The organism is Deferrisoma camini S3R1 (assembly GCF_000526155.1).
Classification (GTDB): domain Bacteria; phylum Desulfobacterota; class Deferrisomatia; order Deferrisomatales; family Deferrisomataceae; genus Deferrisoma; species Deferrisoma camini.
This window is the reverse complement of record NZ_JAFN01000001.1, coordinates 727,085-745,875: the sequence shown is the minus strand read 5'-3', so window position 1 is coordinate 745,875 and position 18,791 is coordinate 727,085. Positions and strand designations below refer to the sequence as shown.

The following is an 18,791-nucleotide window of genomic DNA, read 5'->3' as shown; positions in this document are numbered from 1 at the left end:
AATCGTGAATCGTTGGAAAGGCCACAGGTCGTTGCGTTGGTCGTGGGTCGGACTTGCTCCCCCTCACTCCGGCCCTCTCCCCCCCGGGGGGGGAGAGGGAGCCACTGCCCTGGCGCCCAGGGGGCAAAGAGCGTCCCGCCGCCTAACCTCCTAGCCCTCCCGCCCTCACCTCGTCCTTGATCCGTTTCACGTGGCCGCGGCCCAGGCCCTTGACCTCGCAGCCCAGCTCGAAGTAACGCCGGATCTTGGCGTCGTCGAGGATGCCGAAGCAGTCGATCACGGCCACGGGCTGGCCGGTTCGGGCGACCACCTCGTCCGGGTCCAGGTCGAGGTAAGGGGCGTGGCGCACGGCGAACACCACGGCGTCGGCCCCTGCCAGGGCCTGGCCCAGGTCCTTCTCCACCCGGAGCTCCTTGAGCTTTTCCTGGTTGCGGAAGAACCGCTTCCAGCTGTACTCGGGCGAGGGGTACTCGTCCTGCTTCTCGAACTCCCACCAGTGGTCCACGTAGGGGTCGTGGACACGGGGCTCGGCGCCCATCTCGGCGAGCCGGCGCACCAGGAGCTCGGACCCGCTGTAGCGGGTGTCGCCCACGTCCTCGCGGTACGAGGCCCCGAGCACCAGCACCTCGGCCGCGGCCACGGGCCGGCCCATGTTGCGCAGCGCGTCGCGCACCAACTGGGAGGCGTGCAGGGCCCGGGTGTCGTTGATGTCGATGGCCAGCGGGGTGATCCGGAAGATGTCGTCCTCGAACCCGTGGATGTGGTGGTAGGCCCACACCCCGAGCCCTCCGTCCTTGGGCAGGCAGTACCCGCCGATGCCCGGGCCCGGGAAGATGATGTTCGAGTGGGTGGGCCGCACCTTGATCGCCTCGATCACCTTGATCAGGTCCACGCCGTTTCGCTCGGCGAACAGGCTCCACTCGTGGAGGAACGCCAGGATCGTGGCCCGGAAGCTGTTCTCCACGATTTTGGCGGTCTCGGACTCGATGGGCCGGTCGAGCACGGTCAGCGGGTACTCGTCCACGTTGAGAACGTCGCTCAAGAACCGCACCACCCGGTCCCGGGCCTCGTCGTTGATGCCGCTGCACACCCGCCAGAAGTTGCGGATCGAGTCCACGTACTGCCGGCCCGGCATGACCCGCTCGTAGCTGTGGGCCAGCAGCGGGTCGGACTCGATGCCCCGCCGCCGGAACACCTTGCGCATGATCGGGTAGGCCACCTGCTCGGTGGTGCCCGGGGCCACGGTGGTCTCGATCAGCACCAGGGCATCGGGCCGGATGTGCTGGGCGATGATCTCCAGGGACTGCTCCAGGGCCGCCATATCGGCCCGGCCGTTTCGCACGTTGCCCAGGTCTTCCTTGAGGTAGTCGCACTGGACGTCCACCACCACCACATCGGCCAGCTTCAGGGCGTCGTAGGTGAAGGTGGCGGTGAGGGTCTTCTTGTCGTGGACGCACCGGCGGATCAGCTCGTCCACCTTGGGGTCCTCGGACTTGACCGGCGACAGGCCCCGGTTCAGGAGCGGGATCTTCCAGTAGCTGCGCACGCTCGGGCGCTGCATGCCGATCACGAACTTGGTGGGGTTGCCCTCGGCGTCCTCGGCGTCGGCCACCACCGCGGCCATGACCGCGCCCACGAACCCCACGCCCACCACCACCACGACCTCCCGACCCAGGGCCCGCTGCTCGGCCGCCAGGCGCTCGAGCCGGGCGAACTCGGTCTGGTAGTCCTCGGTGTCGGGCAGCGGGAACCGCTCGCCGTCGGGGCTGACGGAGTAGAGCATGCTCATGGGACCCCTCCTTCGGGTGGGAAGTGCCGTGAAGCGTGAATCGTTGGGACGCTTCGCGTTCGCTGGGCAGCTCGGCGGCGGGGCGGCTCTCGAACCGCGCCAAAGCCCGGGTACGGGCGCGGGCGGGCCCCCCCCGTCGTGCCCGCGCAACGCCCGGATGGTAGGAGAAAAGGGGGTGCGGGGCAAGCGCACGCCCTCATCTCGGCGGGCGCGCGAACCGATACGGAGGAACACACCCCTTTTCCGGAGGAGGCCCCATGGGAGCACGGGCCCGGATGGGCAGGCTGGCCGCGGTGGTGGCGGTGGCCGTGTGCGCGGCAGGGTGCGCAGGTCGGCTCGACCTGCGCACGGACGACGAGGTCCCCCCGAGGTACGAGCAACTGCTGGCCGAGGCGCCCAACCGCGTGGGCCGGTTCGTGGTGATCGGCGGGGTGGTCCAGGAGCTGAACAGGAAGAACGGGACGACCGAGATCGTGCTCCTCCACAAGCCGATCGACGGCTGGGACCGGCCCCGGCTCGATCTGCTGGGTCGCGGCCGGATCCTCGTGACCTGCGGAGCCGACCTGGACCGCCGGCTCTTCGCCCCCGGCCGGCCGGTCACGGTGGTGGGGGAGATCGCGGGCGTGGTGGAGCGCTCCGAGGGCGAGGCGAAGCGCAGATACCTGGCGGTGACGGCCTCGGAGGTGCGGGCCTGGACCCGGCGGGAGATGGCCCGCACCCCCTTCGCCCGGCAGGAGCTGTGGTACCCCCCCTGGTACGACCCGGCCGTGGGCACCCGGCCGTGGTGGTGGTAGGGAGGCTGGGAGCCACAGATGAACACAGATCTCCACGGATCTTGGGGCGCGGGCACCCCGTTCCACCGGTGGTCGCCTCCCCGCTCTTCCCACATCTGTGTTCATCCGTGTGAATCTGTGGCCGATGAAACGAGGCTGGGGGCCACAGATGGACACAGATTGGCACAGATTTTGGAGTGGAGGTGGATCCCTTCCGTTGGGGCGCGCCCCCTGAGGAACCGACTGCTGGTGAAGTCGAAGCCCCCCTACTTCTGGTTCATCTGTGTGAATCCGTGTGAATCTGTGGCCGATAGATTGTGGAGGCGGGAGGCCCCGCCGGTGCAGAGGGGGGCGGCGAGCCAGCGCTCCACGTCGCCTTCGAGCCCGGGCTCCTGGCCGAACGCCGCCTGCCACATGGCGGGGGTCTCCATGCAGAGGTAGAGCCGCAGGTCCGGCCCGGCCCGGCGGCGGATCTCCCCGGCCAGGAACCGGTAGGCGTCCCGGCGCAAGGGCCAGAAATACCGGAGCTTCCCGTCCTCCCCCGGCACCTGCTCCCCGAAAAACGCGGCTCGGCCCCGGAGCGCCGGCCCCCAACGCTCCAAGAACCGGCGGGGGAACCGCAGGGTGCCCAGGCTGATCCAGGCGACCCGCTCCGGCGGCACCGCGTCGAAGATCGCCTCCACCACCCCGGCGTACTCCCCGCGCCACTCCCCTTCGAGGATCACCGGGTCGAAATGGAACGCGACCCGAAAGCCGGCCCGCACCGCGTCGGCGGCCGCGGCCAGCCGCCGGCCGAGGGGCGCGGTTCCCGGCTCGTCCGTGCGGATCCGAGCCGGCGGGTTCACCGACCAGGCCAGCACCACGTTCGGCGCGGGCCCGTCCTCGAGCACCCCCTCGATCCGGTCGCTCTTGGTCTTGAGCTCCAGGAGCACCCGCGGGTGGGGCGCCACCAGGTCCCGGAGCCACCGAGCGTGGCGGGTCCAGGGGTCGAGGGCCAGGCTGTCGGCGAACTCCCCCGTGCCCAGCCGCACAGGCCCCTCCCACCGCGACAGCGCGTCCCGGAGCTCGGCCTCGGCGTCGGCCAGGTTCGCGTACAGGGTCAGGGGCTCGTCCGGGGCGTAGAACCGCAGAAAACAGTAGGCGCAGGCGAACGGGCACTGGAACGCCGGGGAGAGCACCCAGTACCCGCACCGCACCACCCCGGGGCTGCAGGGGCACGGCTTCAGGAACCGGCCGGGCTCCCGGGTCAGGTGCACCGTGGTTCGGCCCTGGGGCGCCGGCGAGCCCGGCGCCGCGATCTCGACCGGCACGGCCGACCCGATCCGGTCCAGGAACTCCCGCGTGAACCGGAGGTCGGCCACCTCCCGGTCCACCACCACCCGGGCGAACGGGGGCCTCACCCCAGGAACTCCGCGAGGGGCGCCCACGCCCCCTCCTCGACCGCACGATAGACCCGGTCGAGCCGGCCCTTCAGCTCGGCGAGGCTGCCGAACGTCACGACGCACCGCAGCCGGCCGCCCTCGAAGTGCTGGGGGGCCTCCACCCGAACCCCCTCGGGCAGCCGGAGCTCGGCCGCCACCCGGGCGAACCGCCCCTCCCACTCGGTCAGGGTCGGGTACCGCCGGCGCCGCAGCTCCTGCCGCAGGCCCTGGGGGTCCCCGGCCCACGGGTCCAGCCCCTCGTCCCGCAGCCAGGCGCCCACGTCCCGGCCCCGGCGCCAGGCGCACTCCAGGGCCAGCCGGGCCAGCTCGGCGAACCGGTTTCCGCCCAGACGCCACCGGCCCAGCCAATCGAGGATCGCCACGGCCTCGCCGGCAGGCAGGTCACCCAGCACCCGGGCGGCCGCCGCGGGCAGCCGGCCCTCGGCCACGGCGTCCCGGTGCCGGGGCGGCAGCCCCGCGAACCACAGAGGCCCCGCCGCGGCCCCGACCCGCGGCGCCAGGCCGAGCCGGGGGAGCACCTCCCCGGCCAGGCGCTCCAGGGCCTCGCCGGTGTCGGCCTGCCGCCGGACGAGGTAGAGGCCCACCTCCACCGGGTTCCACGGCCGGTGGTCCGCGTGGTCGTCCAGCAGCCGGTCCCACAGCGCCGGGCCGCGGACGTCGGTCACCCGCACCGGAGCCTCGGCCGCGCCCAGGGCCCGCAGGGCCGCCAGCCGTCGGGCCCCCGCCACGACCATGAACCCGTCCCCTGCCGGCCGGGCCCACAGGGGCCGCAGGACCCCGGCCCGGGCCAGGCTGTGCTCGAGCCGGGCCCGCTCGTCCGCCGGCGGCCACGAGAACGAGTACCGGTCCGGCTCGGCCCGCAGCCGGCTCAGCTCGACGGTTTCGATCCGATCCGTCCCAACCACGCCAACGCCTCCCTCCGGGAGTGTTCGAAGATCTCGGCCCGCTGCCGGGCGCCCCGCTTCCGGGCGCCCTGGGCCACCACCCGGGCCTTGGCCGCCAGGGTCTCCAGGGCCTTGGCCCGCAGGTCGTCGGGCATCTCGGGGTCGTAGGCCACCTTCCACAGGGCCCGCACCCGGAACCGGTCGAGCCCGAAGTGGGCCTGGGAGAGCTGGCCCGGATGGCCGTTTCGCTTGACGATCAGCCGCTCGCGCACCAGCAGCACCGGGTGGCTCGCGGTCAGCCGGAGCCAGAGGTCGTAATCCTCGCAGGCCGGCAGGCTCTCGTCAAAGCCGCCCAACTCCTCGAACACCCCCCGCCGCAGAATCACAGACGAGGGGCTGATGATGCACAGGGGCAGGCACCGCTCGAAGATCCAGCCGGAGTGTTTGGCGTGGATCTTCCGGGGGTTGGCCCACCGCCCCCGGCGGTACCAGACCTCCTCGGTATACGCGGCCGGAACCTCCGGATGGGCGTCCAACGCCGCCAGCTGCCGCTCCAGCTTCTCGGGCCGCCACAGGTCGTCCGAGTCCAGGAACGCCAGCCACTCGCCCGAGGTCTCGGCCGCGCCCCGGTTCCGGGCCGCGCTGGCCCCCCGGTTCTCCTGGACCACCACCCGGAGGCGGGGGTCCGGGAACCGCCGCGCCAGATGCTCGGCGGTGCCGTCGGTGCTGCCGTCGTCCACCACCACCAGCTCCAGGTCGGGGAACGTCTGGGCCAGAACGCTCGCGACCGCCTCGTCCACGAGGCCGAGGCGGTCGCGGGTGGGGATCACCACCGAAACCCGGGGCATGGGGCTCCCTTCCCCCGGCGCCTACGCTAGTCTCCCCACCGCTCCAGCAGGGCCGTGCCCGTGAGCCTGCGGAAGTGGGCCTCCGAGGCTCCCACCCGTCGGCCCCCGCCGTGGACGAGGTTGTACCCGGCCACCCTTCCCTGCTCCCAGGCGCTCTGCCAGCCGAAGTTCCCCCGGGTCCACCCGTTCTCGCTGTCGAACACCCGGGCCACGTCGCCCGCCGCGAAGATGTTGTCGAAGTTCGTGCGCAGCTCCCGGTCCACCACCACCCCCCGGTCCACCAGCATCCCGCTGCCCTCCAGGTACCCCACGGCCGGGTCCAGGGCGCCGGCCTCGCACACCAGGTCCACGTCGATGGCGCGCCGGGTCGAGGTGACCACCCGGTACCCGTCGCCGTTGCGGTCGAGGATGTCCAGCACCGTCTCGTCGAACAGGACCTCCACCTTCTCCGACAGGAGCTTCTCGAGCACGTCGGCCCGGGCCACCGGGGAGCCCGGCGGCCAGAACCGGGTGTGGTTGGTGAGGTACACCACCCGACACCCCCGCATGGCGAAGGCGCGAACCACCTCGAGCCCGGTGTGCCCCTCGCCCTCCACCAGGACCCAGTCGCCCTTGCCCACCCCGGTGCCCACGATCCGCACCGCGTCGGCGAACGAGTTCAGGGTGTGGACCTTGTGGCGCAGCTCGGTGGCCCGGCGCCCCATCCGCGACACGGCGCCCGTGGCCACCAGCAGGCGGTCGAAGTACAGGCTGGTGCCGTCGCTCAGCAGCACGCGGGACTCGTGGGGAAACACCCGGTACACCCGGGCGCCCGCCCGCACCTCGGTGTTCGGGTCCTCCAGCACGGGGGTGTCGGACCGGACCAGCCGACCCCGATCCACCTGGCCCGCCACGAACACCGCAAGGGCCGGCTTGAGGTAGAAGGGGGTGAACTCCCGGCTCACCATGGTGATCCGGGCCTTCGGGTCCTCCTGCCGCACCACCTCGGCCGCGGCCGTGCCGGCCGGCCCGGTGCCCAAGATGACATACTGGCGCATGGCTTCCTCCTTGCCCCTGGCCGTACGCGGAGATCTGAACGACCACCGGCTAAAGCCGGTGGGTTCTGTTGCGACTGAAAGTCGCTGGTTGCGGCTGAAGCCGCTGTCGTGCGGCTAAAGCCGGCTCAAGCCCGTGCTTCGTCGGACACCTTGAAGTCGTCCTCCGGCGGCACAGTCTGCTGCTCGATATACGCTTTGATCACCTCGTCCGTCACCGTGCCCGACGAAGCACAAAAGTAGCCCCGAGCCCAAATGTGCTGCCCCCAATACCGTTTCCGAAGAGACGGAAACTCTTGCTGCAACATCTTTGACGATCGTCCCTTCACATACTGCATGATCCGAGCCGGCGACAAGCTCGGAGGAGCTGACACAAACAGATGAACATGATCCTTACTTACATAGCCCTTCAGTATCGTGATCTCTCGCGCCATGCATATTTGCCGGATAATATCCCGCGCGCGCTCCGCTATCTCCCCTCTCAGAATCTTGTATCGATATTTCGTCACCCATACAAAGTGATACTTGATGTCATGGACTGTGTGTGCCCCTCTTCGATACTCTGCCATCGCGGACCTCCTTGCTGGTCCGCCAACCCTACAAAGAAAAACCTGCTGAAGCAATTCCGCCTAAAGGCGAAGGATTGTGACCTGGCACTTCGAAATTCAACACACTTATCCCCCTGCTCCAAGCTAGCCGCGGGGCCCGGTCCGTCAAGTGCCTCGGGCAACCCGTCGTGATCAACAACCTTTCGATTCTTGATCCGGGTCAATTGCGTCCATCCCGGGTCGCGCTATGCTTTGGCCGCGCAAACCAGACCCAATAGGAGAGTCCCATGAAACGACCCATCATCCGTATCGACGAAGACAAGTGCACCGGCTGCGGCGAGTGCGTGCCCAACTGCGCCGAGGGTGCGCTGGAGATCCGCAACGGCAAGGCCGTGCTCGTGAAGGAGGCCCTGTGCGACGGGCTCGCCGCCTGCCTGGGCCACTGCCCCGAGGGGGCCCTGATCATCGAGGAGCGGGACGCCGAGCCGTTCGACGAGGAGCTCGTGGAGAAGCGGCTGGCCCAGCTCGGACGAAAGGCCGCCCAGCCCCAGCCCGCCGGCTGCCCCTCGGCCCGGGTGCTCCAGATGCGGCCCGCCAAGGCCGCCGCTCCGGACCCGCAGGCCGGCGACCATCCCTCGCGGCTCGGCCAGTGGCCGGTGCAGCTCGGGCTGCTTCCCCCCACCGCCCCGTTCTTCCGGGACGCCGAGCTGCTCATCACCGCCGACTGCGTGCCGTTCGCGTTCGCAGGATTCCACGATCGGTTCCTCGCCGGCCGTGCCATCGCCGTGGCCTGCCCCAAGCTCGACGACCCCGGCGCCCACTTTCGCAAGCTGATCCAGATCTTCGAGCAGGGCGACCCGAAGTCCGTCACCGTCGTGCGGATGGAGGTGCCCTGCTGCGGAGGGCTCACCGGCATGGTGACCCAGGCCCTCCAGGAGGCCGGGGCCCAGATTCCGGCCCGCGAGGTGGTCATCGGCCGAAACGGACACATCCTTTCCGAACGGAGCCTGTAGCCCGCATCAATTGTCAAAACGGCAACGAAATAGGCGTAGTTGCTCCCATGATCCGAGGGGGACCTGCCGGAGAGCCGGGCGGGGCCGTGTCAGTGGACCGAATTCAGCGAACAGGATACCCGGGGGTGCGGTTTGCCTCTCTCTTCTGTCCGCTGATCCCTGAACCGCGGGTCCCCTGCCCCGCCCTCGGAGAAACGAGCCTGTTTTGGCGCCGGGTTGACACCGGGCTGGCCGGCGGGGCCCCGAAGCCCGGCGGGGCCCCACAGGAGCCGGCCGGAAACCACGTCCGGGCGAGGAGGAGTGGGAACATGGGGAAACGAATCGGCTTTCACCTCACCGTGGCGGTCGCGGCCGCGGCCGCGCTGGTGCTCGCAGCGGGCTCGTCCTGGGCCGGTGAGAGCGCCTGTATGGAGTGTCACCGGAAGGTGACGCCCAACATCGTCAAGGACTTCCTGTCGGGCGAGATGGGCAAGGCCGGGATCGACTGCTCCAACTGCCACGGGTCGGAGCACACGAGCGCCGACGACGTAGCCAAGGTGAAGCTGCCCACCGAGAAGACCTGCGCCCAGTGCCACCAGGAGAAGCACGACGAGTACATGGCCGGAAAGCACGCCGCCGGCTGGATCGCCATGGCGGCCATGCCCAAGACCGGGTTCCAGCCCCACGCCTACATCCAGGGCCTCAAGGGCTGCGGCGGCTGCCACAAGGTGGGCGTGCGGGACGAGTCGGTCCGCGCCGAGTCCCGGTACGGGTCGCCGTGCGACTCGTGCCACACCCGCCACAAGTTCTCCAAGGCCGAGGCCCAGCGGCCCGAGGCGTGCCGCACCTGCCACATGGGCTTCGACCACCCCCAGTGGGAGATGTGGTCCAGCTCGAAGCACGGCGTGATCTACCTGACCGAGGGTGACACCGGCCGGGCTCCCAAGTGCCAGACCTGCCACATGGAGAACGGCAACCACAAGGTGATGACCGCCTGGGGCTTCCTGGCTCTGCGGCTGCCCGAGGACGACAAGGAGTGGATGAACTACCGGCTCACCATCCTCAAGGGCCTCCACGTGCTCGACCCCGACGGCAAGCCCACGGCCCGCCTCGACGTGGTGAAGGCCGGCAAGGTGGCCCGGCTGACCAAGGAGGAGTGGCAGGCCGAGCGGGACCGGATGCTCAACGTGTGCACCAAGTGCCACAGCCGGTCCTACGCGGAGACCAACCTCAAGAACGCGGACGCCATGATCAAGGAGGCCGACAAGCTGATGGCCGAGGCCATCGAGATCGTGGCCGACCTCTACAAGCGGGGCATCATCGAGCCCGAGCCCGGCAAACCAGCCTACCCGGACCTGCTGACCTTCTACGAGGCCAGGACCCCCATCGAGCAGACCCTGTACGTGATGTTCCTGGAGCACCGGATGCGGGCGTTCCAGGGGGCGTTCCACATGAACCCCGACTACGTCACCTGGTACGGCCTGGCCGAGATGAAGAAGGACCTGGTGGAGATCAAACAGGAGGCCAAGCGCATGATCCGCGAGGCGGCCCGACACAATTAGCTGCAACGGCACAGCGCGAAGTGGAACGGGGAGGCCCTGACGGGCCTCCCCGTTTTTTCGCTCGACGGTCGCCAAGCCGGCCGCCCTGTGGCAGAATCTGGGCCTGCGGCCCGCTGGGAAGCTGGGGGCCACAGATGGACACAGATTGGCACGGATTCTGGGGCGCGGCCGCCCGCCTAACGGGCCGAGGCATCCGGAATTTCTCTAGGCTCTAGTCTCTTCTAGTTTCTAGTCTCTAGCCTACCCGACCTGACACGAGAGGTTGCCGTGCGACATCGCCGTCTCCCCCCCGCCGTCGTCCTTCTGGCCCTGGCCGCTCTCGCCGGATGCGGGGGCGGCGGCTCCTCCGACGACGGGCTGGTGGTCCGGGACGGCGCGGTCACCCGGCCCGGCACCGAGCTCGTTCTGGAGGTGCCGGAGGGAGCCTTCGGGGCGTCGAGCGCATACCTGGCCTCGGTGTACGACCGCACCCTCGCCCAACCCGCCTGCCAGGACCCGGCCGACCAAAGGGTGCCGTTCCTGGTGGCCGAGACCTGCCTGGAGTTCCACGACCGGTACCTGGAGCCGGATCGCCTGCCCCCGGACGTGGCCGACATCGAAACCCCCGACAGGTACCTGGCCGCCCTGACCCCGCCGGACCGCTTCGCCGTGTATTACACCCCCGAGGCGTTCGCCGGCACCGTGGAGCCCGGCATCACCGGCGAGCGGGCCTACATCGGGATCGTCCTGACGATCGCCGAGGGGGACACGGTGCCCAGCGTGGAGCGGGTGCTGCCCTACACCCGGGGGTGGTGGGACGGCCTCCGGGCGGGGGATCGGATCCTCGGGGTGCGGGACCCCGAGACCGGCGTGGAGACCCCCTTCGACGGGATGACCCTGGACCAGGCGCGGGCCCTGCTGCCCCAAACCGAGGAGGCCGAGACGATCCTCGTGCTGGACCGCGACGGATCCACGGTGGAGGTCGCCACCGCGGCCGAGACCCACATCGGCCGGATCCTCGAGGGCGACGTGGCCTACCTGGGGGTGCGGAAGTTCACCACCGACACGGCCCGGCAGGTCTGGGAGGACTACGGGGATCTCGTGAAGGCCGCGGGCCCGGTCTCGGGCATCGTGCTGGATCTGCGGCAGGACGGGGGCGGAAGCCTCCAGGGCGCCGTGCAGCTGGCCGACTTGCTGGCCGGACCGGACCTGGACGGCGTGGAGATGTTCCACACGGAGGACGCGTACGGCTTGGAGACGAGGTACCGGTTCGGCGACGGGTTCGCGAATGACCTCACCGGCGTCTCCCTGGTCGTGCTGCTGGACGGGGGCTCTGCGTCCGCCTCGGAGATCGTGGCCGGGGTGCTGCGGTACCACGGGGTGGCCACCCTGGTGGGGGAGCGCACCTTCGGCAAGGGGGTGGCCCAGGACGTCGCGGTCCTGGCGGACGGGTCCGCGCTGTTCGTCCCGTCGCTTCGCATCCTCCTGCCCGACGGGTCGTCCTGGCACGGCCAAGGGCTCACCCCCGACCGGGAGGTCGCGGAGCCGGAAGGCGTCACCCCGGACAACGATCCGCAGCTTGAGGCCGCCATCCAGGTTCTTCGGAGCGGCGGCTCGGCCGGCGTGGCCCGCTCCGCGACCTCCCCGGCCGAGCCGCCGGAGAGGACGGCGAGGAGGGCCGCCGGACTCTTTTGACGCCTCTTCCCCCTTTCACGCCGGAGGACTCCCGTGAGCGCTTCCCGCCCCGACGCCCCCATGCCCGAGGCCCTCGTCGCAAGGCTCCGACGCCAGGAGCCGTTCGCCGGCCTGTCGGAGTCGGACCTGCAGTGGATCGCCGGCCGGCTGCGCGAGGTGTGCTACCGGAAGGGCAGCCTGATCCTGGGCCCGGACGACGTGCCCCAACGGCTCCGGTTCATCCAGGAGGGCACCGTGGCCGTGGAGGTGGACGGCCGGGTGGTGGCCGAGCTGGTGGAGGGCGAGTGCTTCCCGGTGGAGGCCCTGGAGGGGCACCGGCCCTCGGGCGCCGCGTGGCGGGCCCGCACCGACGTGTGGTGCCTGGAGATCCCGGTGGAGGAGTTCTCCGCCCTCAAGGAACGCAACCCCGAGTTCGAGGCGTTCTGCCGGTGCCGGCTCGAGTCGTTCCTCGGCGCCTCCGGATCGGAGGCGGGGGTGCCGGAGCCGGACGCGCACCTGGGGCTCGGCTCGCCGGTGGGCGAGCTGATGCGGCCCGATCCCCCCACCTGCCCCCCCGACGCGCCGATCCGGCACGCCCTGACCGCTATGGACCGTCGGGACTCCAGCGTGGTGATCGTGGCGGACCCGAACGGCGGCCCCCGGGGGCTGTTCACCCTGCGGGACGTTCTGCGGCGGGTGGCCCTGCCCCAGCGCGACGTCTCGCGGCCGGTGTCCGAGGTGATGACCCCGGACCCGGTCACCCTGGGGCCCGAGGCCGACGGGTTCGAGGCCGCCCTGGTGATGGCCCGCAACGGGTTCCACCACATCCCGGTGGTGGACGGCGGGAGGGTGGTGGGCCTGGTGTCCGAGGAGGAGCTGTTCCGCCGCCAGGGGCTCCGGCTGACCGATCTGCGAAACCGGATCCGCAGGGCGGCCGGTGTGGACGAGCTGGCCCGCCTGGCTCCGGAGGTGAAGGCGCTGGCCCACCGGCTCCTGGGCCAGGGGGTGGCGGCCGAGCAGCTCACCCGGCTGATCTCCACCCTCAACGACCAGATCACCACCCGGGTGCTGGAGCTGGTGTTCGCTCCGGCCGACTTGGGGAAAGTGCGCCTGTGCTGGATCGCCCTGGGAAGCGAGGGCCGCATGGAGCAGACCCTGAGCACCGATCAGGACAACGGGATCGTGTTCGCGGCCCCGGACGAGCCCGACGAGGCCGTGCGGGAGCGCCTGCTCCCCCTGGCCCGCCGGGCCAACGAGGCCCTGGCCGAGTGCGGGTTTCCCCTGTGCAAGGGCCAGGTCATGGCCTCGAACCCGGCCTGGTGCCTGAGCCTGGCCGAGTGGAAGGACCGGTTCCACCGCTGGATGGACACCCCGTCGCCCGAGGCCCTGCTCAACGCCACGATCTTCTTCGACCTGCGCCCCCTGTTCGGCCACCTGGCCCTGGGCCAGGAGCTCCGGGCCTGGCTCGCTGCCGAGGCGCCCAAGCGGGAGATGTTCCTCCACCTGCTCGCCGCCAACGCCCTGGGCCGCACCCCGCCCATCGGGTTCTTCCGCGACTTCGTGGTGGAGAGCCGGGGCCCGCATCGGGGCACCCTGGATCTGAAGACCCAGGGGGTGGCCCTGTTCGTGGACGCGGCCCGGGTGCTCGGCCTGGCCCACGGCGCGCCCACCAGCAACACGGCCGAGCGCCTTCGGTTCGCGGCCGGCCCCCGCCGGCTCGCCCGGCCCGACGTGGAGGCGTGGATCCACGCCCACTTCTTCGTGCAGATGCTCCGGCTCCGCCACCAGTACGAGCAGGAGCGGGCCGGCCGGGAGCCCGACAACCGGATCGATCCCGACCGGCTCAACAACCTGGACCGGCGGTTCCTGCTGGAGTCGCTGCGGCAGGCCAAGAAGCTCCAGCGGCGGCTGGCCCTGGAGTACCGGGTGGGGGGGATGGGGCTGTAGGCCGGGCTCAGCGCGAACGGAGCGCCCAAGCCTGCCGGGCCCGCTCCACCGTCTCGCGCAGGGCGGCGACGCCGTCCACCCGGGCCAGGTGCTCCGACAGGAGCCCCAGGGCGGCGGGCACGTGCTCCCGGAACCCCGGCTTTTTCATGCGCCACCCCAGCTTGGCGAACGCCCCCAGGGCCTGGAGCAGCCGGAACGTGCCCACGGCCGCCCAGGCCTCGGGGTCCCAGGCCTGCTCGGCCCCCGCGTCCCGAAGGCGGCGCAGGTACCCGGCCATCAACGCCTCCCGCACGTTCACGGGGTTGTTGGCGTAAGGATCCAGGAGCAACGCGGCCACGTCGTACGCCAACGGCCCGGGCCTCGCGCCCTGGAAGTCGATCACGGCCGGGCCATCGGCCACGAGGTGGATGTTGCGGCTTTGGAAGTCCCGGTGGAGGAAGAACCGCCCACCCTCCCGGGGCACCCGGCTGGCCAGGGCCTCCAGCTCCGCCCCGAACCCGGCCGGGGGGCGAAGGCCCAGCACCCCCTCCAGGAACTCCCGGGCGAAGTAGAGTCCCTCGTCCTCCACCATGGTCCGGGCGCCGTAGGGCCGGGCCGCGAACCCGATCTCGAGCCGGAACCCCTCCGAGCCGGCCACCTGCATCCGCACCAGCAGGTCGAGCACGGGCCCGTACAGCCTCAGCCGGTCGGCGCCCGGCTCGCGCAGCGCCCCGAACAGGTTTCGGTCGCCCAGGTCCTCCACCAGGATCCACCCCCGGCCTGGGTCGAACCCGAGCACCTTCGGCACCCGCACCCTCCGCGCCCCCAGGTGCCGGCCGATCCGCACATAGGCGGCGTTCTCCCGCGGGTCCGGCCCCACCAGAAGCACGCGGCTCCCCTGCCCCATGCGGATCCGAAAGAACCTCCGGCTCGACCCGTCCCCGGCCAGGGGCACCACCGACTCGACCCGCCCCAGGTCGGGGAACGCCCGGGCCAGCTCCCGGGGGTCCGGCGGCCGGGTCACGGCGCGCCTCCCCGCCCCAGGCGGCCGAGCCGACGCTCCGCCTGGGCGGCCCGCTCCGGCCCGAGGCGCCGGCCAAGGGCCTCGGCCACCGGCTCCAAGGCCAGGTCGGGCCGCAGGGTGCGGCCGTAGATCAGCAGGTCGCACCCCGCGGCCACGGCCCGGACCGCCACGTCTGGGGGCGGCCCCAGCCCGTCCAGGGCCCCCATCTCCATGTCGTCGGAGATCACGGCGCCCGCAAACCCCATGCGCCCCCGGAGCACCTCTTCGATCCAAACCGGCGACAGGGTGGCCGGCCGCAGGTCCACGGCAGGGAACCGCAGGTGGCCGGCCATGACCAGGGGCGCGCCGTCCCCGACCGCGGCCCGAAACGGCACCAGGTCCCGGCCCCACAGGTCGTCCCACCCGGCCCGGACCGTGGGGAGCCGCCGGTGGCTGTCCGCCCGGGCCCGGCCGTGGCCGGGGAAGTGCTTGGCGCACGGGGCCACCCCGCCCCGCAGGCAGGCGCGCACGTGGGCCCGCACGCACGCGGCCACGGCCCGGGGATCGCTGCCGAACGCCCGGTCGCCGATCACCCCGCTCTCGCCCTCGGCCGGCAGGTCGCACACCGGGGCCAGGTTGACGTCGATGCCGAAGGCCGCAAGGGCCCGGGCCTGGGCCTCCACCCCGGCCGTCAGCTCGGCCAGGGGCGAGGCGGCCAGATCCCGGGCCGCGGGCAGCCGGGGAACGCCGTGGCGGACCCGCTCCACCCGCCCTCCCTCCTGGTCCACCAGCACCAGGGCCGGCGACCCGGGGTCGGCCTCGGCCAGGCCCTGGCGCACGGCCGCCACGAGCCGGGCCACGTCCGTGTCCTCGGGTACGTTCCGGGAGAACAGGATCACCCCGGCCAGGCCCCACCTCCGGGCGAACGAGAACAGCTCGGGCGGGGGCGTCGTCCCCGGAAACCCCACCACCAGGAGCCGGCCCGGCCGCTCGATCACGGCTCCACCGCCGGGTCGATCCAGGCCAGCCGGCCCTCGGCCGGGTCCAGGAGGGCTCGGGCGCCCAGGGGAAGGGGAAGGTTGGGCCGGCAGTGGCCGGAGGGCAGGCCCGACAGCACCGGAAACGGGACCTGCCGGGCGAACTCCTCCAGCAGGGGCTCCAGCGCAGCCGCGTCCTCTGCCTGGGGCACGAAGGTCTCGGGGCGCCCGAACACCACCCCCAGGCACCCCTCGAACGCGCCGGCCGCGCCGAGCTGCCACAGCAGCCGGTCGATCCGGTAGGCCGGCTCGGCCACGTCCTCCAGGAACGCGATGCACCCCCCGAACCGGGGCGCGAACGGCGTGCCCTGGAGCGCGGCCACGAGCGCCAGGCACCCCCCCTCCACCGGCCCGTGCCGGGGCTGCCACGGCCCGGGATTCCACAGCCGCAGCCCCCTCGCCGCCGGCCGGGCCGGCTCGCCCCAGAACCCCAGGCCCCCCAGCACCGCGTCGATCCCGTCCGGATCGGCCGGGTCCGGGTGGGGGCCGTGGACCGCCGGCCAGCCCCACCGGCTGCGCACGAACCACAGGAGGGCGGTGTTGTCGGAGAAGCCCACCACCGGCTTCGCCCGGGCGGGCGGATCTCGCCGGGCCAGGCGGGCCAGGAGCCGGACCGTGCCGTACCCGCCCCGAAGGCACCACACGGCGGCCACCTCCGGATCGGAGAGGGCGTCCCAAAGCTCGGCCCACCGGCGGTCGTCGTCGCCGGCCAGGTAGCCGTGCCGGGCCCCGGCGTCGGGCCGCAGGTGCACCCGCAGGCCCCGGGCCTCGAGCAGCCGGCGGGCCCCCTCGATCCGCTCGGGATCCACGGGCCCGGCCGGCGCCACCAGGGCCACCGTGTCGCCGGCTCGAAGAGAGGGTGTGGGGAGGCAGCGGTTCATACAGGGGATTCTACCGGAAAGCAGCGAATCCGGCACCTGAGGAGATCACTGGCAGGGAGGAGAATCAATCGGCCACAGATCCACACAGATGAACACAGATACGGATCTCGTCTCCACCCAAGAATCCGTGTAAATCTGTGTAAATCTGTGGCTAAAATCCTTACGCTGGGACGTCGGGGCGGCAAAGCCGTCACGCGTCATCGAAGTACTGTCGTGAATCGTAAATCGTGAATCGTTGGGAAAGGCCTCGGGTCGTTCGTCGTGCCGGCTCGCCGCCCAGCCGCCTAGCTGCCCAGTCTTAGAAACCATTCGCCACGGATCTACACGGATGAACACAGGTACGGATCTCGTCTCCACCCAAAATCCGTGCCAATCTGTGTAAATCTGTGGCTTCCAGCCTTCTAGCCTTCCAGCCTTCACAACACCTGGCTCAGGAACAGTTTCGTGCGGTCGTGCTCGGGGGAGGAGAACAGCTTGTCCGGCGGGCCCTCTTCCACGATCTTGCCCTCGTCCATGAACAGCACCCGGTCGGCCACCTCGCGGGCGAAGCCCATCTCGTGGGTGACCACCACCATGGTCATGCCCTCGCGGGCCAGCTGCTTCATGACGTCAAGCACCTCGCCCACCATCTCCGGGTCCAGGGCGCTGGTGGGCTCGTCGAACAGCATCACCTTGGGGTCCATGGCCAGGGCCCGGGCGATGGCCACCCGTTGCTGCTGCCCGCCGGACAGACGCGAGGGGTACTCCGACTCCTTCTCCGCGATGCCCACCTTGGCGAGGAGCTGCCGGGCCTTGGCCTCGGCCTCCTGCCGCGAGCGCTTCCGCACCACCTCCTGGGCCAGGCAGATGTTGTCGAGCACGGTCTTGTGGGGGAACAGGTTGAACTGCTGGAACACCATGCCCACCTCGCGCCGGACCAGGTTGATGTCGGTCTTCTTGTCCGCGAGGTCCATGCCGTCGATCACCACGTGGCCTTCGTCGAAGGTCTCCAGGCCGTTCAGGCACCGCAGAAAGGTCGACTTGCCCGAGCCCGAGGGCCCTATCACCACCACCACCTCGCCCCGGGCGACGTGGGTGCTCACCCCGTCCACGGCCCGGACCACGTGGCCCCGGGCGTGGAAGATCTTGACGAGATCCCGAACCTCAATCACTGACCGCGAGCCTCCGTTCCATCCACATGACCACCTGGCTCAGCAGCGAGGTGACCAGCAGGTACAGGGCCGCCACCGTGAACCAGATCTCGAAGGTAGCGAACGTGGAGGTGATCACCTCCCGGCCGCTCTTGGTGAGATCGGTGATGGCGATGACCGACACCAGGGACGAGTCCTTGATCAGGCTGATGAACTGCCCCGCCAACGGCGGCAGGATCCGCTTGAACGCCTGGGGCAGGATGATGTAGCGCATGGCCTGGGGCAGGGTCATGCCCAGCGACCGCGCCGCCTCCATCTGGCCCCGGGGGATCGACTGGATCCCGGCCCGCACGATCTCGGCGGTGTAGGCGCCGGCAAAGATCGCAAGGGCCAGGATTCCCGCGACGATCCGGTCGAGGTTCAGCACGGTTCCGATGAAGAAGTAGAAGATGAAGATCTGAACCAGCAGCGGGGTTCCCCGGATCAGTTCCACGTAGAGAACCGCCAGCCCCCTGAGGGTGGGGTTCTTGGAGATCCGGGCCAGCCCGGCCACCAGGCCCAGCACGAGCCCCAGCACCCCCGAGAAGAACGAGATCCAAAGGGTGGTCCACAGCCCCTTCGTCAGCGGGCCCACCCGCCACCGGAACCGGGCGCCCACCGGGTCGCCCTCGAACAGGTCCTCCCCCTCCGAGACCTGCACCGTGCCGACGTCCACCCGGATCTCGGTACGCTCGCCCGTGTCGCTCTCGAACACCACCACGGCGTCGTCGCCGTCGGTGCGGACCTCCACGACCCGGCCGTCGGCCGGGGCGTGCTCCACCAGTTCGGCCCGGTACACGAAGTACTGGGGCACCCGGTTCCAGCGCCAGGTGTAGTCCACCCGTTTCGTGGCCCACCAGATGCCGCCGGCCACGGTCAGGAGGATCAGCCCCAGCAGGAGGTTCCAGGGCCACGTGGGGGTCTTTTGCTTCACCGTCTCTCACCTTGCAGGAACGTTGGGCCTTCGGCCTGCTGGGAAGCTAGAAACTCAGAGGATGGGGGCCACAGATGAACACAGATTTCCACGGATTCTGGGATGCAGGCGCCCCATTCCACCGGTGCTGGACCCCCCGCTTTTCCCACATCTGTGTTCATCTGTGTGAATCTGTGGCCGATGAAACGGGGCTGGGAGCCTAAATCCCTCTCCCCCGCGTCGTGGTGCCGTTTCCGGGCGCACGCGGCGCTCCAACAGCCCCCATGCCTGCCGGCTCCGATGTCAGGGCGAGCTCTCGACCGACGACCAACGACCG

The 18,791-nt window shown here is 70.8% G+C and carries 16 protein-coding genes; 5 read left to right on the top strand and 11 right to left on the bottom strand.

The genetic code is table 11. The features are described from left to right. Window positions 1–142: 142 nt before the first annotated feature. Window positions 143–1,789, bottom strand: coding sequence for a nucleotide sugar dehydrogenase (locus tag DEFCA_RS0103190; protein WP_025321597.1), 1,647 nt, complete (start codon window positions 1,787–1,789; stop codon window positions 143–145). 257 nt (window positions 1,790–2,046) lie between these two features. On the opposite strand from DEFCA_RS0103190, the gene DEFCA_RS0103185 reads away from it, so the two are divergent. After that, a complete protein-coding gene (locus DEFCA_RS0103185) occupies window positions 2,047–2,583 on the top strand; it encodes a Slp family lipoprotein (protein WP_025321596.1) in 537 nt (178 codons plus the stop codon). A 245-nt stretch (window positions 2,584–2,828) separates the two neighbouring features. Here the strand turns inward: DEFCA_RS0103185 and DEFCA_RS0103180 are convergent, their stop codons facing one another. The 5 genes from DEFCA_RS0103180 to tnpA all read right to left on the bottom strand — a co-directional run bounded on the left by DEFCA_RS0103180 (window position 2,829) and on the right by tnpA (window position 7,339). Beyond that, window positions 2,829–3,962: an SPL family radical SAM protein gene (locus tag DEFCA_RS0103180; RefSeq protein ID WP_025321595.1), complete on the bottom strand. Its 1,134-nt coding sequence runs from the start codon at window positions 3,960–3,962 to the stop codon at window positions 2,829–2,831. After that, a complete protein-coding gene (locus DEFCA_RS20200) occupies window positions 3,959–4,909 on the bottom strand; it encodes a ParB N-terminal domain-containing protein (protein WP_051463183.1) in 951 nt (316 codons plus the stop codon). The genes DEFCA_RS0103180 and DEFCA_RS20200 overlap by 4 nt, the downstream gene beginning before the upstream one ends. Continuing rightward, window positions 4,873–5,736, bottom strand: a complete 864-nt coding sequence (locus DEFCA_RS0103165; protein WP_025321592.1) for a glycosyltransferase family 2 protein — start codon at window positions 5,734–5,736, stop codon at window positions 4,873–4,875. Before DEFCA_RS0103165 ends, DEFCA_RS20200 begins: the two co-directional genes overlap by 37 nt. A gap of 26 nt (window positions 5,737–5,762) precedes the next feature. Next, complete coding sequence (locus DEFCA_RS0103160; RefSeq protein WP_025321591.1) at window positions 5,763–6,773, bottom strand: NAD(P)/FAD-dependent oxidoreductase; 1,011 nt, start codon at window positions 6,771–6,773, stop codon at window positions 5,763–5,765. A 125-nt stretch (window positions 6,774–6,898) separates the two neighbouring features. Then, window positions 6,899–7,339: an IS200/IS605 family transposase gene (tnpA, locus tag DEFCA_RS0103155; RefSeq protein WP_025321573.1), complete on the bottom strand. Its 441-nt coding sequence runs from the start codon at window positions 7,337–7,339 to the stop codon at window positions 6,899–6,901. A 266-nt stretch (window positions 7,340–7,605) separates the two neighbouring features. Here tnpA and DEFCA_RS0103150 point away from each other — a divergent pair, with 266 nt between their 5' ends. From DEFCA_RS0103150 to DEFCA_RS0103135, 4 genes are all read left to right on the top strand, one after another. Continuing rightward, complete coding sequence (locus DEFCA_RS0103150) at window positions 7,606–8,331, top strand: ATP-binding protein (protein WP_025321590.1); 726 nt, start codon at window positions 7,606–7,608, stop codon at window positions 8,329–8,331. Window positions 8,332–8,639: 308 nt separating this feature from the next. Further along, entirely contained in the window at window positions 8,640–9,872 is a 1,233-nt protein-coding gene (locus DEFCA_RS0103145) for a multiheme c-type cytochrome (RefSeq protein ID WP_025321589.1), read from the top strand. A gap of 267 nt (window positions 9,873–10,139) precedes the next feature. Continuing rightward, complete coding sequence (locus DEFCA_RS0103140) at window positions 10,140–11,546, top strand: S41 family peptidase (protein ID WP_025321588.1); 1,407 nt, start codon at window positions 10,140–10,142, stop codon at window positions 11,544–11,546. Between the two features lie 33 nt (window positions 11,547–11,579). Then, complete coding sequence (locus DEFCA_RS0103135) at window positions 11,580–13,472, top strand: DUF294 nucleotidyltransferase-like domain-containing protein (protein ID WP_029733474.1); 1,893 nt, start codon at window positions 11,580–11,582, stop codon at window positions 13,470–13,472. Between the two features lie 7 nt (window positions 13,473–13,479). On the opposite strand, the gene DEFCA_RS0103130 is transcribed toward DEFCA_RS0103135, so the two are convergent. The 5 genes from DEFCA_RS0103130 to DEFCA_RS0103110 all read right to left on the bottom strand — a co-directional run bounded on the left by DEFCA_RS0103130 (window position 13,480) and on the right by DEFCA_RS0103110 (window position 18,475). Beyond that, complete coding sequence (locus DEFCA_RS0103130) at window positions 13,480–14,475, bottom strand: aminoglycoside phosphotransferase family protein (RefSeq protein WP_025321586.1); 996 nt, start codon at window positions 14,473–14,475, stop codon at window positions 13,480–13,482. Beyond that, the gene (nagZ, locus tag DEFCA_RS0103125; RefSeq protein WP_025321585.1) at window positions 14,472–15,452 is read right to left on the bottom strand and encodes a beta-N-acetylhexosaminidase; all 981 of its coding nucleotides are present in this window, start codon (window positions 15,450–15,452) and stop codon (window positions 14,472–14,474) included. Before nagZ ends, DEFCA_RS0103130 begins: the two co-directional genes overlap by 4 nt. Further along, window positions 15,449–16,372 carry a S66 peptidase family protein gene (locus tag DEFCA_RS0103120; RefSeq protein ID WP_025321584.1) on the bottom strand — a complete coding sequence of 308 codons (924 nt, stop codon included), beginning with the start codon at window positions 16,370–16,372 and terminating at the stop codon, window positions 15,449–15,451. Before DEFCA_RS0103120 ends, nagZ begins: the two co-directional genes overlap by 4 nt. Before the next feature lie 416 nt (window positions 16,373–16,788). Further along, on the bottom strand, window positions 16,789–17,523 hold the full coding sequence (locus DEFCA_RS0103115; RefSeq protein ID WP_025321583.1) for an amino acid ABC transporter ATP-binding protein: 735 nt from the start codon (window positions 17,521–17,523) through the stop codon (window positions 16,789–16,791). Continuing rightward, window positions 17,516–18,475, bottom strand: a complete 960-nt coding sequence (locus DEFCA_RS0103110; protein ID WP_025321582.1) for an amino acid ABC transporter permease — start codon at window positions 18,473–18,475, stop codon at window positions 17,516–17,518. The genes DEFCA_RS0103115 and DEFCA_RS0103110 overlap by 8 nt, the downstream gene beginning before the upstream one ends. Window positions 18,476–18,791 lie beyond the last annotated feature (316 nt).

What these genes read in the sequence shown, in the direction of transcription:
- DEFCA_RS0103190 (WP_025321597.1), bottom strand. Translation starts at nt 1,789, where the DNA reads ATGAGCATGCTCTACTCCGTCAGCCCCGACGGCGAGCGGTTCCCGCTG.
- DEFCA_RS0103185 (WP_025321596.1), top strand. Translation starts at nt 2,047, where the DNA reads ATGGGAGCACGGGCCCGGATGGGCAGGCTGGCCGCGGTGGTGGCGGTG.
- DEFCA_RS0103165 (WP_025321592.1), bottom strand. Translation starts at nt 5,736, where the DNA reads ATGCCCCGGGTTTCGGTGGTGATCCCCACCCGCGACCGCCTCGGCCTC.
- DEFCA_RS0103160 (WP_025321591.1), bottom strand. Translation starts at nt 6,773, where the DNA reads ATGCGCCAGTATGTCATCTTGGGCACCGGGCCGGCCGGCACGGCCGCG.
- tnpA (WP_025321573.1), bottom strand. Translation starts at nt 7,339, where the DNA reads ATGGCAGAGTATCGAAGAGGGGCACACACAGTCCATGACATCAAGTAT.
- DEFCA_RS0103150 (WP_025321590.1), top strand. Translation starts at nt 7,606, where the DNA reads ATGAAACGACCCATCATCCGTATCGACGAAGACAAGTGCACCGGCTGC.
- DEFCA_RS0103145 (WP_025321589.1), top strand. Translation starts at nt 8,640, where the DNA reads ATGGGGAAACGAATCGGCTTTCACCTCACCGTGGCGGTCGCGGCCGCG.
- DEFCA_RS0103120 (WP_025321584.1), bottom strand. Translation starts at nt 16,372, where the DNA reads ATGAACCGCTGCCTCCCCACACCCTCTCTTCGAGCCGGCGACACGGTG.